Source organism: Flagellimonas hadalis (assembly GCF_007785775.2).
Classification (GTDB): Bacteria; Bacteroidota; Bacteroidia; order Flavobacteriales; family Flavobacteriaceae; genus Flagellimonas; species Flagellimonas hadalis.
In genome coordinates this window covers 83,650-99,016 of sequence record NZ_VNIK02000007.1, presented here as the reverse complement: position 1 = coordinate 99,016, position 15,367 = coordinate 83,650, and the positions used below count along the sequence as shown (strand labels likewise).

16 protein-coding genes are annotated in these 15,367 nt (G+C 45.9%); 11 read left to right on the top strand and 5 right to left on the bottom strand.

The annotated features are described in order from the left end of the window. Positions 1-109: 109 nt before the first annotated feature. Entirely contained in the window at positions 110-1,804 is a 1,695-nt protein-coding gene (locus FOT42_RS11535) for a M56 family metallopeptidase (RefSeq protein WP_151890731.1), read from the bottom strand. Continuing rightward, entirely contained in the window at positions 1,804-2,163 is a 360-nt protein-coding gene (locus FOT42_RS11530) for a BlaI/MecI/CopY family transcriptional regulator (RefSeq protein ID WP_151890730.1), read from the bottom strand. The genes FOT42_RS11535 and FOT42_RS11530 overlap by 1 nt, the downstream gene beginning before the upstream one ends. A 152-nt stretch (positions 2,164-2,315) precedes the next feature. Here FOT42_RS11530 and FOT42_RS11525 point away from each other — a divergent pair, with 152 nt between their 5' ends. After that, positions 2,316-3,254: a calcium/sodium antiporter gene (locus tag FOT42_RS11525; protein WP_151890729.1), complete on the top strand. Its 939-nt coding sequence runs from the start codon at positions 2,316-2,318 to the stop codon at positions 3,252-3,254. A gap of 64 nt (positions 3,255-3,318) precedes the next feature. Here FOT42_RS11525 and FOT42_RS11520 read toward each other — a convergent pair whose 3' ends face one another. Next, positions 3,319-4,329, bottom strand: coding sequence for a glutamine synthetase beta-grasp domain-containing protein (locus tag FOT42_RS11520; RefSeq protein ID WP_151890728.1), 1,011 nt, complete (start codon positions 4,327-4,329; stop codon positions 3,319-3,321). 208 nt (positions 4,330-4,537) lie between these two features. Between FOT42_RS11520 and FOT42_RS11515 the strand changes: the two genes are divergently transcribed. The 9 genes from FOT42_RS11515 (at position 4,538) to pyrF (ending at position 13,490) form a co-directional block, all read left to right on the top strand. Further along, positions 4,538-6,724: a glutamine synthetase III family protein gene (locus FOT42_RS11515; RefSeq protein WP_151890727.1), complete on the top strand. Its 2,187-nt coding sequence runs from the start codon at positions 4,538-4,540 to the stop codon at positions 6,722-6,724. Between the two features lie 81 nt (positions 6,725-6,805). Further along, complete coding sequence (locus FOT42_RS11510; protein WP_151890726.1) at positions 6,806-7,984, top strand: AIR synthase related protein; 1,179 nt, start codon at positions 6,806-6,808, stop codon at positions 7,982-7,984. Between the two features lie 47 nt (positions 7,985-8,031). Continuing rightward, the gene (locus FOT42_RS11505) at positions 8,032-8,472 is read left to right on the top strand and encodes a QcrA and Rieske domain-containing protein (RefSeq protein WP_151890725.1); all 441 of its coding nucleotides are present in this window, start codon (positions 8,032-8,034) and stop codon (positions 8,470-8,472) included. A gap of 18 nt (positions 8,473-8,490) precedes the next feature. Continuing rightward, complete coding sequence (locus FOT42_RS11500) at positions 8,491-8,928, top strand: thioredoxin family protein (RefSeq protein ID WP_151890724.1); 438 nt, start codon at positions 8,491-8,493, stop codon at positions 8,926-8,928. Continuing rightward, positions 8,925-9,923: an FAD:protein FMN transferase gene (locus FOT42_RS11495; RefSeq protein ID WP_151890723.1), complete on the top strand. Its 999-nt coding sequence runs from the start codon at positions 8,925-8,927 to the stop codon at positions 9,921-9,923. The genes FOT42_RS11500 and FOT42_RS11495 overlap by 4 nt, the downstream gene beginning before the upstream one ends. A gap of 9 nt (positions 9,924-9,932) precedes the next feature. Further along, complete coding sequence (locus tag FOT42_RS11490) at positions 9,933-10,142, top strand: DUF4266 domain-containing protein (protein WP_151890722.1); 210 nt, start codon at positions 9,933-9,935, stop codon at positions 10,140-10,142. A 15-nt stretch (positions 10,143-10,157) separates the two neighbouring features. Next, entirely contained in the window at positions 10,158-11,468 is a 1,311-nt protein-coding gene (locus FOT42_RS11485) for a DUF3570 domain-containing protein (RefSeq protein WP_151890721.1), read from the top strand. Positions 11,469-11,535: 67 nt separating this feature from the next. Beyond that, complete coding sequence (gene prfA / locus FOT42_RS11480; RefSeq protein ID WP_151890720.1) at positions 11,536-12,612, top strand: peptide chain release factor 1; 1,077 nt, start codon at positions 11,536-11,538, stop codon at positions 12,610-12,612. Positions 12,613-12,668: 56 nt separating this feature from the next. After that, positions 12,669-13,490 carry an orotidine-5'-phosphate decarboxylase gene (gene pyrF, locus FOT42_RS11475; RefSeq protein ID WP_151890719.1) on the top strand — a complete coding sequence of 274 codons (822 nt, stop codon included), beginning with the start codon at positions 12,669-12,671 and terminating at the stop codon, positions 13,488-13,490. A gap of 1 nt (position 13,491) precedes the next feature. Here pyrF and FOT42_RS11470 read toward each other — a convergent pair whose 3' ends face one another. After that, positions 13,492-13,686: a hypothetical protein gene (locus FOT42_RS11470; protein WP_151890718.1), complete on the bottom strand. Its 195-nt coding sequence runs from the start codon at positions 13,684-13,686 to the stop codon at positions 13,492-13,494. A 202-nt stretch (positions 13,687-13,888) separates the two neighbouring features. On the opposite strand from FOT42_RS11470, the gene FOT42_RS11465 reads away from it, so the two are divergent. Next, positions 13,889-14,392 carry a hypothetical protein gene (locus FOT42_RS11465; protein ID WP_151890717.1) on the top strand — a complete coding sequence of 168 codons (504 nt, stop codon included), beginning with the start codon at positions 13,889-13,891 and terminating at the stop codon, positions 14,390-14,392. Between the two features lie 206 nt (positions 14,393-14,598). Here FOT42_RS11465 and FOT42_RS11460 read toward each other — a convergent pair whose 3' ends face one another. Then, complete coding sequence (locus FOT42_RS11460) at positions 14,599-15,303, bottom strand: DUF4197 domain-containing protein (protein ID WP_151890716.1); 705 nt, start codon at positions 15,301-15,303, stop codon at positions 14,599-14,601. Between the last annotated feature and the right edge of the window lie 64 nt (positions 15,304-15,367).

Here is a 15,367-nt window from a genome sequence, read left to right as displayed (position 1 = left end):
GGAGGTTTCGTTTCCAAAAGACCATTTTTTGGCCTTTTCGTTTGCCCCCAAAAAAAAAGGAACCACTTTCTAATGAGCGGTTCCTTTCCTTTTTCAGGGATATTTTTTTCTATTTCTTACCCTTTTTTGTAGTAATTTCCACGACCCCATCTTTGGCTTTTTTCCCATATTTCTCAATGGCCATTTCGCCTTTGAGCACATTCATGCTTTTAATATCCTTGGGGGAGATTTTTTGTACGTCTTTGCTGGACACTTTTTTTCCATCTATATAATAGAGCGGTTCGCTGTCCCCATCGTTATCTATATACAAGAAGCTGGCATCTTTTTCAATTACTTCAATATCCTTATCATCATCCGAATTCCTGATGATCATCACCTGTTTCTTCTCGTCCTTGTCTGCCATTTTATTGATTCTGATGACCTTATGGCTTACACTGTCATCATCATCTGAACTAAAATGGATTGAAGTGCCTGTGCCTATTTCTATTTCTTCAATTTCTTCGTCGCTGAGTTTTTTTCCGTTGACGATTACAGTTTTTTTGGCATTGGATCCATCGACCCTGATTTCTGTCTTGCCCGAAGTGGTCCAGGTCACATCATCATCCATTTTATGGATGCGGATCTTGTTGTGCTTGGCATTGCCAAACGAGACCAAGTTGGCCCCATCGTCATAAAAAACAGTGAGTGGGTCTATGGGACCATCTGAATTGGAAGTGTAGTTGCCACTGAATTTTTCTCCCTTGGAATTTTTGCCGCTCAAATTCAAAGTGATCTCAATAATTTCTTTTTCGTCGTTCCTGACCGCTGTGTAGCTGAAATCAATGCCATCTTCGGACAGCTTTTTCTTCATCTTGTCCAAGTCGTCATTGGAAGTGTCCTTGTCGATGGATAGCTCAACGGATTTGTCGTCCATGATGCCTTCAATGCTTTCAGAACTGGAATAACGATATACCTCTTCTACGCTAAAACTGACCAGGAATAGTCCCAGCAGTGGTAGCACGAACAATGTTTTGAACACATTGATTTTTTTGGATTGATTTTGATTTAACATGACTATTCGTTTTTTGATTAATGAATTATAGAATGAATTTGTGATTTTGAATTGCTGACCATCCACTGCCTGTTTCAGCATAAGGTATTGGTAGGTTTTCTTGTTCTCCATTTGGCTGATGGTCTCCGAATCGGCCAAAAACTCCAAGTTTTGTCTTACTGCCCGTGTGTAGAGCCACAGGACAGGATTGAACCATAATACAATTTTCAAGGTTTCCAATAGTAAGATATCCAGTGTGTGGTATTGCCTTGCATGTACCTTTTCATGGGACAGGATGGTCCTAAGCTCTTTGGTGTTGAACAGGGACGGGTTGTAAAAAATGGAATTGAAAAAGGAGAAAGGCGAAATCCGTTTTTCCGTTTCCACATGCAAAAAAGGATGTTCCTTCCAAGTTTTGGCATTTTTGGTCAAGGTTCTCAATGAACTCAATTGAACCAGAAATTTCACCAATAGTAGGGCACACCCGATCAAGTAGACGGCCCAGAGCACATTTTCAAGTGTGAAGAGGGTCTGCACAGGAGCTATCTTGGCAGCATTGGAGTTGCTTGCCAAATTGACCAGGACGGGTTTGGTGGCCACAACCACCTTTTCAATCTTGATCAAGGGAAAGAGGAGGGAGAGAATGAGCCCGGAAAGTAGGAACAACCTGTTTTCCTTGAAAAAGGTGTCCCGCTTCAGGAACAAATGGTAGACCCCCAAAAAAAGGGAGGTGATCAAAACCGTTTTTGCAAAGTACAATAGGATAGGTTCCATTATTTCTTCTTTTCGATGAGGTCAATGATTTCTTGGAGTTCCCTTACCGATATCTTCTCCTCATTCGCAAAATGGGAAACCAGACTTTTGTAGGAATCGTCATAATAGTCGGCTATGGCGGCGTTGACATACTTTTTGCGGTATTGTTCCTTGGTCACCATGGGAAAATAGCGGTGGGTGTTCCCAAAGGCCTCATGGCCCACATATCCCTTTTCTTGTAAATTTCTCACGATGGTGGAGAGGGTGTTGTAATGCGGCTTCTCGCCATCTATCTCTTCCAAAATCTCCTTAACGAAAGCCTTTTTCAGCTTCCAAAGGATTTTCATCACTTCCTCTTCCTTGTTGGTCAATTTTTGCATAGTCTCGGAAATTACAGTCCCAAACATAATACTAATTCCATAGTTAAACAACTATTTTTATAGTTTATTAACTATTTTTATAGTTTTTTATTCTTTCAAGAACACTTTTGGTTGATCAAATCTTCCGCTATTTTTACGCAAAACTCGACTCTTTGGAAAATCTACTTTTTGTTGTGCTGGGGCTTGGCCTTCTTATTGCCGGGGGAAATTGGTTGTTGAAATCGGCAGTGGCCCTATCGCTCAGGTTGTCCATCCCAAAAATTGTGATCGGGATGACGGTGGTCTCCTTCGCCACATCGGCCCCGGAACTTATTGTGAGCGTAAAAGCTGCTTTGGACGGTTTTCCAGATCTTGCCCTTGCCAATGTGGTGGGATCTAACATCGCCAACCTTGGATTGGTACTGGCCATTACCATTATATTGGGGAGTATAGATGTGCGAAAGAGTTTTTATTCCACCGATTGGCCGGTGATGATGGTGGCCTCATTGCTGTTTTGTGGTTTTGTTTACTTTGATGGTGTGCTGCAGCAATATGAAGGAATCATCCTTGTGTCCTGTCTATTTCTCTTTTTGGTGTACCTACTTAGGTTTCAGCAAACGGCCGTTGTGGATGAAAAGCCAGAAGATGATGTTCCGCTACCTTTATATAGAACGGTATTGTTGCTGGGGATAGGGGGAACGGCGCTTTGGGGCGGATCGGAGCTCCTGATCAAAGGAGCTGTGGGCATGGCCTCCGCTTTTGGGGTGAGTGACCGAATCATTGGGATAACCGTGGTTTCAATTGGGACCAGCGTTCCGGAATTGGCAGCTTCAGTGATTGCAGTGCTCAAAAAGGAAAAGGCCATCTCTTTGGGCAACTTGATTGGCTCTAACATTTTTAACCTACTGGCTGTTTTGGGAATAACGGCCATTATCACTCCTATAAATGTAGTGGACAAGGGATTGCTCTATAACGACATCTTTTGGATGCTGGGCATCTCCTTTTTGATATTGCCCTTGGTGTTCTTCCCAAAGGGATTGCGCTTGGGGTGGAAGGACGGTCTTGTGCTTTTGGCCTTTTACGTCACGTTTGTGTATATGACACTAAAATAAAAAACCGCCCCATGGTTGGGACGGCTTTTCATCTATAATCAACAACTAATTTATTTGCTCCCAGTTATATCTTTGCAGACTTTACTGTTTTGATGATCCTGGCCGCAACTTTGTATGGGTCGGCGTTAGAGGCAGGTCTTCTGTCCTCCAGCCATCCTTTCCATCCTTTTTCAACGGTCATGATCGGAATCCTGATGGAAGCGCCCCTATCGGAAACTCCATAGCTGAAATCCTTGATGGAAGCAGTTTCGTGCTTACCGGTCAAACGCTGATCGTTGAACTCACCGTAAACAGCAATGTGCTCAGCGGTAACAGGGCGGAAGGCCTCACATATTTTTTCATAAACTTCTTTGGAACCGGCCGTGCGCAACGTAGTGTTGGAAAAGTTGGCGTGCATACCGGAACCGTTCCAATCCCCTTTGATGGGTTTTGGGTGGTACTCGATGTAGTAACCATACTCCTCGGTCAATCTGTCCAAAAGATAACGGGCAATCCAAACTTGGTCACCAGCGTGTTTGCCACCTTTGGCAAAAATTTGGAACTCCCACTGTCCGCAGGCAACTTCTTGGTTGATTCCTTCAAAGTTGATTCCCGCTTCAAGGCATAGGTCGGCATGACGCTCCACCAAATCCCTACCATGGGTATTTTTACCACCAACGGAGCAGTAGTACAATCCTTGTGGGCCGGGATACCCGCCCATTGGGAACCCGAGGGGCAATTGGGTGTGGGTGTCCATGATAAAGTATTCCTGCTCGAAACCAAACCAGAAGTCATCATTTTCATCATCAATAGTGGCCCTTGAGTTGGTTTCGTGCACAGTGCCATCGGCGTTCAATACTTCTGCCATGACCAAAAAGCCATTATTTCTTGCTGGGTCAGGGAAGATGGAAACAGGTTTCAACAAGCAGTCGGAAGAACCACCTTCCGCTTGCCCTGTTGAGCTTCCGTCGAAGGACCATATGGGACAGTCCTCCAATTTACCACTAAAATTCTCCTCGATTTTAGTCTTGCTCCTCATGTTGGCGGTAGGGAAGTAACCATCCAACCAGATATACTCTAATTTAGATTTGCTCATAATTTTGGTAGTTAATCGTTCTCAAATAATGGAAGCAAAAATAGTTTTTTCATTTAATAATCAATGTTTCATGGGGGTAAAATCACAAAATTCTCGTTATAATTTATAATACCCCTATTTTAGGTGGGGGAAAGTGAAAAAAAAGTATTTTTTCGAACTTATATTATTAAATTGTTAATTGTAATTTTGTCTCCTAAACACAAATGAAATGCCGAAAGTAAGATTTCAAGCCTTGGCCGAAAGCCGTAAAAGGGAACATACATCGATAAGCGAGATTGGAAAACGTTCCGAACTCTTCGGGAAGCATGTTTTCAATGAGGACAAAATGCTCCAATTCCTGACAAGGGAAGCTTTTGAAAATGTAAAATCTGCCATTTTTCAGGGTAATAAGATAGATCGTAAAATTGCCGACCAGGTGGCCGAAGGGATGAAGGCATGGGCCCTGAGCATGGGCGCTACGCACTACACCCATTGGTTCCAACCCTTGACCGGAGCCACTGCCGAAAAGCACGATGCTTTTTTTGACATACTTCCTGATGGTAGGGCCATGGAAAAGTTCGGAGGGGCCCAATTGGTGCAGCAAGAACCCGATGCGTCCAGTTTTCCCAGTGGTGGCATAAGGAATACTTTCGAGGCCCGTGGATATACTGCTTGGGACCCGACTTCCCCGGCATTCATCTATAAGACCACCCTCTGTATTCCCACCATATTTGTAGCCTACACGGGTGAGGCCTTGGACAACAAGGCACCGTTGCTACGGGCATTGCACGCAGTTGACCAAGCAGCGACAGGTGTTGCCCAGTATTTTGACAAAAATGTGAGAAAGGTCTATGCCACTTTGGGCTGGGAACAAGAATATTTTTTGGTGGACAAAGCATTGGCCAAATCGCGTTTGGACCTTACCATGACCGGAAGGACCCTCGTGGGCAATTTTTCTGCCAAGGGCCAGCAGTTGGACGACCATTATTTTGGAGTGATACCACCCAGGGTTTTGAGCTTTATGAGCGACTTGGAAAAGGAATGCACCAAATTGGGCATCCCAGTCAAGACCCGCCATAATGAGGTAGCTCCCAATCAATTTGAACTTGCACCCGTTTTCGAGGAAGCCAACCTCTCCGTGGACCACAACCTATTGTTGATGGACGTCATGGAAGAGATTGCGGACCGCCACCATTTTTCAGTGCTGTTCCATGAAAAACCCTTTGCAGGGATCAACGGCTCTGGAAAGCACAACAACTGGTCCCTCGCCACCGATACCGGGGTGAACCTGCTCAGTCCAGGGAGCACGCCCATGAAAAACCTTCAGTTTTTGACCTTTTTCGTGAATACCATAAAAGCAGTGGACACCTATGAGGAGCTTTTGCGCGCCTCCATCGCCTCTGCTAGCAACGACCACAGATTGGGTGCCAACGAGGCCCCGCCGTCCATCCTTTCCATTTTTATTGGAAAACAATTGAGTAATGTACTGGATGAACTCGAAGGCGTTTCCAAAGGAAAACTGTCCCCCGAAGAAAAGACGGAGCTCAAACTCAACGTGGTGGGCAAAATCCCGGAAATCCTGTTGGACAACACCGATAGGAACCGTACATCCCCCTTTGCCTTCACAGGAAACAAGTTTGAGATGAGAGGTGTGGGCTCCAAGACCAATTGCGCCAAACCGATGACCATCCTCAACACCATCGTGGCCAAACAACTCACCGACTTTAAAAAGGAAGTGGATGTACTGATCGACAAGAAAGGCCTGAAAAAGGACGAGGCCGTTTTCAATGTGCTTCGTGAATACATCAAGACCTCCAAGCGTATCCGTTTTGAGGGCGATGGTTACGGAATGGAATGGCAGGAAGAGGCCAGAAGGCGCAAATTGAGCAACAACAAAAACACCCCGGAGGCCCTGCAAGTGATCACCTCCAAGGAGAGTTTGGAACTTTTCAAGGAAATGGGCGTAATGAGCGAAGTGGAACTCAAGGCCCATCAAGAAGTGGAGTTGGGAGCCTATATTTTCCATATCCAGATTGAAGGAAGGGTGCTCGGGGAAATGGTCTATAACCACATCATCCCTGCCGCTATCCGATACCAAAATATTTTGTTGAAGAACGTAAGTGGCCTGAAAGAGGTCTATGGAGCGGCCCATAAAAATGTGGCCGAAAGCCAGTTGAACATCTTGGAGCAGGTAGGAGAGCACATTGTCCAGATCAAAAAGCTGACCGATGAGATGATCGATGCCAGAAAACGTGCCAATGGGATGGCCATGAGCAACAAAAAGGCCCAAGCCTATTGCAACAATGTAAAACCCTATTTTGAGAAGATCAGGGAACAGTCCGATAAATTGGAAAAATTGATTGCGGACGATCTTTGGCCCTTTACGAAATACAGGGAATTGCTATTTGCCAAATAATAAGAGCTGCAAAAATGAAAACCTACGGAGAGCTGTCGATTAATTGATGGCTTTCCGTTATTTTTGCCCAAACCCATTTTTATGTCATCCGACACGAGTAAAAGATATGCCCAGAGAGGGGTTTCCGCTTCCAAGGAAGATGTGCACAGTGCCATCAAGAACATAGACAAAGGACTTTTTCCCAAGGCTTTTTGCAAAATCGTCCCAGATTATTTGACCGGTAGTGAAGACCATTGCCTTGTGATGCATGCCGATGGTGCCGGAACCAAATCCTCCTTGGCCTATATGTACTGGAAGGAGACGGGTGACCTGTCCGTTTGGAAAGGGATAGCCCAGGATGCCCTGATCATGAACGTGGACGACCTGATCTGTGTGGGGGCAACCGATAATATCATGCTTTCCTCCACCATCGGAAGGAACAAGAACCTGATTCCCGGCGAAGTCATTTCAGCAATCATCAATGGTACGGAGGCATTGATTTCCGACCTGAAAAAGCACGGCATCACCATCCATTCCACAGGTGGGGAAACGGCCGATGTGGGCGACTTGGTACGGACCATAATCGTGGATTCGACCGTTACTGCCCGTATGAAAAGGAGCCAGGTGATCGATAATGCCAATATCGTTGCAGGTGATGTCATCGTGGGCCTCGCTTCCTATGGAAAAGCGACTTATGAGACCGAATATAACGGCGGAATGGGCAGCAATGGGCTTACCTCTGCCAGGCATGATGTTTTTGGAAAATATCTGGCCCAAAAATATCCCGAAAGCTATGATGCTTCCGTTCCTGAAGAGTTGGTATATTCTGGTCAGACCCAGTTGACGGATGTCGTTCCGGGCTCACCTTTGGATGCCGGAAAATTGGTGCTGTCTCCCACAAGGACCTATGCGCCCATCATCAAAAAGATACTGGAAAGCTATTCCTCCAAGGAAATCCACGGGATGGTACACTGTAGTGGGGGAGCACAGACGAAGATCCTTCACTTTGTGGACAACCTTCATATCATCAAGGATAATATGTTCTCCGTACCACCGCTGTTCAAATTGATCCAAGAGCAATCCGGTACTGATTGGAAGGAAATGTACCAGGTTTTTAATTGCGGACACCGCATGGAACTCTATGTAAATGAGAAGGTTGCTGAGGATATCATCAAGATTTCCAAAAGTTTTGAGGTAGATGCCCAAATCATAGGTAGAGTTGAACCATCGGAAACCAAAAAGCTGACCATCCAGAGCGAGTACGGCAAGTTTCACTATTAGCATACGATTCCTTTTAGTTTAGCGTTCTTTATTATAAACCTCTAGCTATGGAAAGAAAGCAATTTCTGAGAAGTTTGGGTGCAGGTGCTGCATTTGCCCTTACTTTTCCCTGTCTGCATGGATGTTCCAAGGACGAAATTGATGGAAATCTTGAAGAAGTGCCCACAGGCGTGGATTTTACAGTAGATCTTACTTCCCAAGAAGCCCAAGCACTAGCGACAAATGGAGGGTTTATTTTGAAGAATCTGGTCGTTGTGGCCAGAAACCTGCAGGGAGAATATGTGGCGGCCAGTCAGGTATGCAGCCATGAATCCTATGATCAAGTAAGGTTCGTGAACCAGGATGGTGGTATTTTCTATTGCGATGTCCACGGATCACGTTTTGGACAGGATGGAACGCCGTTGAACAAAGTGGACAGTAAACCTGCCCGTGCCCTCAAAGTGTTCAATACCGAACTTGATGGATCCCTGCTGCGAGTATTTGAGTAATTTGTAGTCCCAAATCTTATGAAACGATTGTTGACCTTATTGCTATTGGTATGTCTTGGCACCCTGCATGCACAGGAGTGGCAGGAGAGTTATGCCAGTGCATTGGATAGGGCAAATACCACTGACAAACCCATTGTTCTCGTGTTTTCCGGTTCCGATTGGTGCGCTCCCTGCATCCGTTTGAAAAAAAAGATCCTGGATTCGGAGGAATTCAAGGTTTATGCTACCGAAAACTACGTGCTGTACAATGCCGATTTTCCCCGAAAAAAACAAAACCAGCTTCCCGAAGATAAATCGGGTGTGAACAAAACGCTGGCCGAAAAATACAATCCCAAAGGATACTTTCCCTTGGTCGTGGTCTTGGACAAGAACGAATCTGTTTTGGGAGAAACAGGGTTCAACCCTAGGCTTACCCCAGAAAAATATATTTCACTCCTCAACAAGTTCATCAAATGAAAGCGATCACCGTTTTTTTGTGCAGCCTTTCCTGTCTATTGTCCTTGGGGCAATTGGGACAGAAGGATGTCACTGTAAAAAAGACGCTCAAGTTGATGGGGACCCGTTTTGAGGTCACCGTGGTGGCCCCGAACGAGGAAATAGGCTATATCAACATTGATGAGGCCGTTTCCGAAATACAACGTATTGAAAAGATCATATCTTCGTGGGATGAAAACTCCGAGACTTCGCTCATCAACAAAAATTCAGGCATAAAGCCAGTGAAGGTGAGTCCAGAGCTTTTTGGCCTTATCGAGCGTTCCATACGGATCTCCGAAATCACTGATGGCGCCTTCGACATCACCTATGCGTCCATGGACAACATCTGGAAGTTCGATGGCAGTATGGAAAGTGCACCCAAGGAAGAGGATATCCAAAAAGCTGTGGCAAAGATCGGATACAAGAAAATTGTTTTGGACCAAAAGAACCAAACCGTGTTCTTGCCTGAACCGGGCATGTGTATCGGGTTTGGGGCCATTGGAAAGGGATATGCTGCTGACAAGGCCAAAGAGCTCATGGTTTCCAAGGATGTAAAAGGGGGCATCATCAACGCTTCTGGCGACCTGACCACTTGGGGGACCAAAGTGACAGGGGAGAAGTGGCTGGTAGGCATCGCCAATCCGTTGAGCAAGGACAAAGTGTTCAGTTGGTTACCCGTCATCGAATCGTCGGTGGCCACGTCGGGCAATTACGAAAAGTTCATCACCCTGAACGGAAAAAAATATTCCCATATCATCGATCCTAGGACAGGATACCCCACAACGGGGGTCAACAGCGTGTCCATTTTTGCAAAACAGGCAGAACTTTGTGACGCTTTGGCCACGGCCGTTTTCATCATGGGAAGGGATGTTGGCCTGCACATGATCAACCAGATGGATGGGGTAGAGGCCGTGGTCGTGGACTCGGACAACAAAATTCACAAGAGTTCGGGGATCATATTCGACATGAATCCGTAAATTTAGACCATGGTCAAAGCGATGTTTTTTCTCTTGGTATTGCTCCTTTCAAGTTCCTGTGTGGCCGTGCGCGAGTACGACAAGGCCTATCTGAACGATGCAGAGATGCAATTGGGCGCTAGGGCCAGTGAACGCTTTGAGACTAATTTCCACATCTACCGGGAAGCATCCGCCGGGGCCAATGGAGGCAAAACAGGGGGCGGTTGTGGCTGTAATTAAATGCTACGGGACACTATGAAACATTGCATCAAAAGATCAGGAGTCGCCAAAAGGACACTGTTCTGTTTTGGATTGCTCTTTCTTTGCTCTATGGCGGCCCGTTCGCAGCAGACCGGCACCTCTTACCAAAAACGTGTTCTGGAGACAAGTGAGGTCGATCTGTTGTTCAGTTATTACAAGCAGGATGGGCAAAATGCCGCGGTGACTGGGGGCGAGGGAACTGAAGAGTTGACCGATGCCACTTCCAGCATTGTACTGCGGATGCCCATGAACGAGAATGATATTTTAACGGTGGATGTCGGCCTTTCGGCCTACACTTCTGCCTCTTCCAGCAACGTGAACCCTTTGGATGGCGGACTCAGTGTTTCCCCATTTGATGCCTCTTCGGGGGAATCCAGGAAGGACCTTTTGACCTATATCAACCCCAGCTATCAGCACAGTTCCGATGACAGGAATTCCATCTGGAGCGCCAATGCCTATTTTTCCACGGAGTACGATTATCTGTCCCTTGGTTTTGGAGGGAGCTATACCCGTTTGTTCAACGAGAAGAACACAGAACTGACCTTGAGCGGCCGGGTGTTTTTGGACAAGTGGAACCCGCAATATCCCATTGAACTACGTGAAGGTTTTTTTGATGATCGGATTACCGGGAACGGCACTTATAACCCCATTTTTTCGGAATTTGAAAAGGAGAACAGAAACTCCTATTCGCTTTCGTTGAACTTTTCACAGATTATGGGAAAAAAATTGCAAGGTGCCTTGTTCATGGACCTTGTTTCCCAGAACGGATTGTTGAGCACGCCTTTCCAGCGGGTGTACTTTGCGGATTTTGAAGATTTTTATATCGATGATTTCCAATTGGCGGACAATGTGGAGCAATTACCGGACAGTAGGTTCAAAATACCCTTCGGGGGCAGGTTGAACTACTATCTGAACGACTTGGTAGTGTTACGTTCCTATTACCGTTTTTATTGGGACGATTGGGGGATTACTTCCCACACGGCCAGTTTGGAGGCACCCTTCAAGGTAACGGACAAGTTCATCCTGTATCCCACCTATCGCTATTACACCCAGACCGCAGCAGATTATTTTTATCCCAAAGAGGAAGCACTGTCCACAGATACCTATTATACTTCGGATTATGATCTATCGGATTACAATGCCCATCAATATGGGATGGGAGTGCAGTACCGCGACATTTTTGCCTCGGCCAAAGTGTTCAGTTTTGGCCTGAAGACCATCGACCTCCGTTTTAGCCAATACGACCGAAGTGATGGCCTCAATGCGTTCATCGTTACGCTCGGAACTACTTTTGTGGGGAACTGACCCAATTTTGTTGGAAAGGAATCCAACTAAAAAATCGTAAATTCGCATCCCTAAGGAAGATTGATCTATGCTTGACAAACTCAATATCGTAAAGCAGCGTTTTGATGAGGTTTCCGACCTTATCATCCAGCCCGATGTCATTTCGGACCAGCAGCGGTATATTAAATTGAACAAGGAATACAAGGACTTGAAAGCCCTTGCGGAAAAACGCGAGGATTATATTTCCCTGACCAATAACATCAACGAGGCCGAGGAGATCATCGCCGATGGCAGTGATCCCGAAATGGTGGAAATGGCCAAGATGCAGCTCGATGAGGCCAAAAGTGCCCTGCCCAAGTTGGAAGAGGAAATCAAGTTCCTACTGATTCCAAAAGATCCCGAGGATGCCAAGGACGTGGTGATGGAGATCAGGGCCGGGACCGGAGGCGACGAGGCCAGTATCTTTGCGGGGGACCTGTTCCGCATGTACACCAAATACTGTGAATCCAAAGGATGGAAGACCAACGTCATCGATTTGAGCGAAGGCACCAGTGGCGGATACAAGGAAATCCATTTTGAGGTCACGGGAGAGGATGTGTACGGTACCTTGAAATTTGAAGCGGGCGTGCACCGAGTGCAGCGTGTGCCCCAGACCGAGACACAAGGTAGGGTGCATACCAGTGCGGCAACCGTGATGGTGATTCCCGAAGCGGAGGAATTTGATGTGCAGATAGACCCCAAAGAGGTCCGTATCGATTATTTCTGTTCGTCAGGACCTGGAGGACAATCGGTGAACACCACCTATTCCGCGGTACGTTTGACCCACCTTCCCACAGGTATCGTGGCCCAGTGCCAGGACGAAAAATCCCAACACAAGAACAAGGACAAAGCCTTTAAGGTACTCCGTTCGAGGTTATATGATATGGAACTGGCCAAAAGGCAGGCCGAGGATGCCGCAAAACGAAATTCACAGGTGAGCAGTGGGGACCGTTCGGCCAAGATCCGAACGTACAATTATCCACAGGGAAGGGTCACCGATCACAGGATCGGGCTTACCCTGTATGACCTGCAGAACATCATGAACGGCGATGTCCAAAAAATAATCGATGAGCTGATGTTGGTGGAAAACACCGAAAAACTGAAAGAGGCTTCGGAGATTTTTTAAACTTTTTATTGACTGGTCTTGTATGTCAGGTCGAGCGCAGTCGAGAACCTTTTGAAATGAAGACAGAACATCTAATTTCGCAGATCCGTCAGAAAAAATCGTTTCTCTGCGTTGGTCTTGACACGGATTTGGACAAGATTCCAGCACATTTACTGGACGACGAAGACCCCATTTTTGCTTTCAACAAGGCCATTATCGATGCTACACATCCCTATTGTGTGGCCTACAAGCCAAACATTGCCTTCTATGAGGCCTATGGGTTGAAGGGTTGGAAATCCTTGGAGCGTACCTTGGAATACCTGAACGTCAACCATCCAGAAATCTTCACCATAGCCGATGCAAAACGGGGTGATATCGGGAATACTTCCACGCGCTACGCAAAGGCCTTTTTCGATACGATGGATTTTGATTCCATCACTATTGCACCCTACATGGGCAGGGATTCCGTGGAGCCTTTTTTGGAGTTTGGGGACAGACACACCATTTTGTTGGCTTTGACTTCCAACCAAGGAGCGTTTGATTTCCAGACCCAAAAAGTGGGGGACAGGGAACTGTATAAAGAAGTTCTGGCCACCTCGAAGACCTACAAAGGTTCAGAAAGGTTGATGTATGTGGTCGGGGCGACCAAGGCATCTTTCTTGAAAGAAATTAGGCAAATAGTACCCGAGAGCTTTTTATTGGTCCCTGGGGTCGGTGCCCAAGGAGGAAGTTTGCAGGAAGTCTGTAAATACGGCATCACCAAGGACATAGGACTCTTGGTCAATTCCTCGCGCGGTATTTTGTATGCCTCGAATGGGCAGGATTTTGCGCAAGTCGCTGCGAAAAAGGCAAAGGAAATCCAAGGAGAAATGGAGTTGGAGTTGGCAAAACTACCTTAACTCAACCCAGACTTTCCAATGTCTTTTTGATGCTCTGCGCCTTTCTTTTGAAAAATTCGCCAAGATGCATGTCGGCCTGTGACACGTTGGCCGCCTTTTCAACAAAGTTGTTGTACATAACTTCCAGAACATAGATTGCCTGGTTTCCGCTGGTGATCGGGGTAACTGCCCCTACTTTGCAATATTGATTGTCCATTGTTCCCAAGATTTGTTATGCTAAAGATACGTCCAAAACGGACTTGTGGATGATGCCTTCCGATGATATATGTCTAGAAATCAGGTATTTTATCTAAAATTTAACGAAACCGACCTCCATGAGTACATTTTCTCACATTTCTTTAGATTTAAATTAACGTACCTTTAATATAAGTATGGATGGCTACAAAAACCGATAGTGTATGAAAAGAGTGGTATTTTTTGCATTTATGGTCTTCGCGGTGTCAAATGCACAGGAAAAGGATGCCTGCAACTGTTGTTCAGAAGAGCAGCGGACATTTGACTTTTGGATAGGGGAATGGGAGGTAGTGAATTCCACTGATGGCAAGCCTGCTGGCACCAGTATCATCAGTAAGGAAGAGGGCGGCTGTGTGATCAGGGAAAACTGGACCAGTGCCAATGCGGGGTACACGGGCACTAGCTTGAACTTTTACAACAAGGATACCCAACAATGGGAACAGCTCTGGGTGGACAATTCCGGTGCTTATTTAAAATTGATAGGGGATAGGAGGGACAATCAAATGATATTGGTATCCGATGAATTTACCAAAGATGATGGGAAGAAGTACCGCAATCGGATCACTTGGACCCAAAACAGCGATGGTACCGTTCGGCAGTTATGGGAGGTGCTGCAAGGTGAAAAAGTGGTATCCACTGCCTTTGATGGCCTTTACAAAAAGCAATGAACAAAAAAACCGGTGTGGCCCACCGGTTTTTTAAACTAACTAACTCAAAAAAATGCTAACTCAGATAACTAACTCGTTGCAAAATTCCTGTTTAACCTTCAGCAAGAGGTTAATTTAACTTTAGGAATATGTTATACTTGTTCTCTTTTATTGAGTTTATAACGGGCTTATTTTCCACTTATTGCGTTATTGTGAAAAAATTGTGATTAATCTTGAAGGGAAAACACCCTTTTTAACAAATCCGTTGTTCTGGACGATACTTTTGTTCTGATTTCCTTTTCCTCCAAAGCGATCATGGTATATACGCCCTCCAAGGCCTCATTGGTCGTATAGTCGGTCAGGTCAGGGTTTACGTCATTGGTGAGCGGCAGGTTGTTGTACTTCGTGATGATGTTGCTCCAGATTTTATCGGCCCCGACTTTTTGGAACGAATTTTTGATGATCGGGTTGAATTTCCCGTACAATTGGGTTTTCGTTGACCGCTCCAAGTATTGTGTAGCAGCATTATCGGCCCCCAACAGAATCTGTTTGGCATCGTTGAAAGTGATTCCCTTCACGGCATCCACAAAAATAGGGGTAGCCTCACCAACGGCATCCTCAGCTGCACGGTTGATGATTTTGAGCCCTTCATCGGCCAAACTTCCCAAACCTACATCCCTAAGGGTCTTGTCCACTTTTTGAAGCTCTTCGGGGAGTAGGATCTTTACGAGTTCGTTCCTGAAAAAACCATTTTCGTTGGCCAGTTTGTTCACCTGTTTCTCAATGCCCATGTTGAGGGCCTCGCGAAGTCCTTGGGCTATTTCGGCATTTCCGATTCCTGTGGTTCCCTGGGGTAGTTGGTTGACCACCTGTTGGAGTTCCGTACATCCCACCAATTGGAAGGCCAATAGGCATAGCAGTGTTCGTTTCATGATATTCTTTTTATAGTTGGGATGAAAATACTACGAAAAACCAAAAACAAACACGACCCAAGGA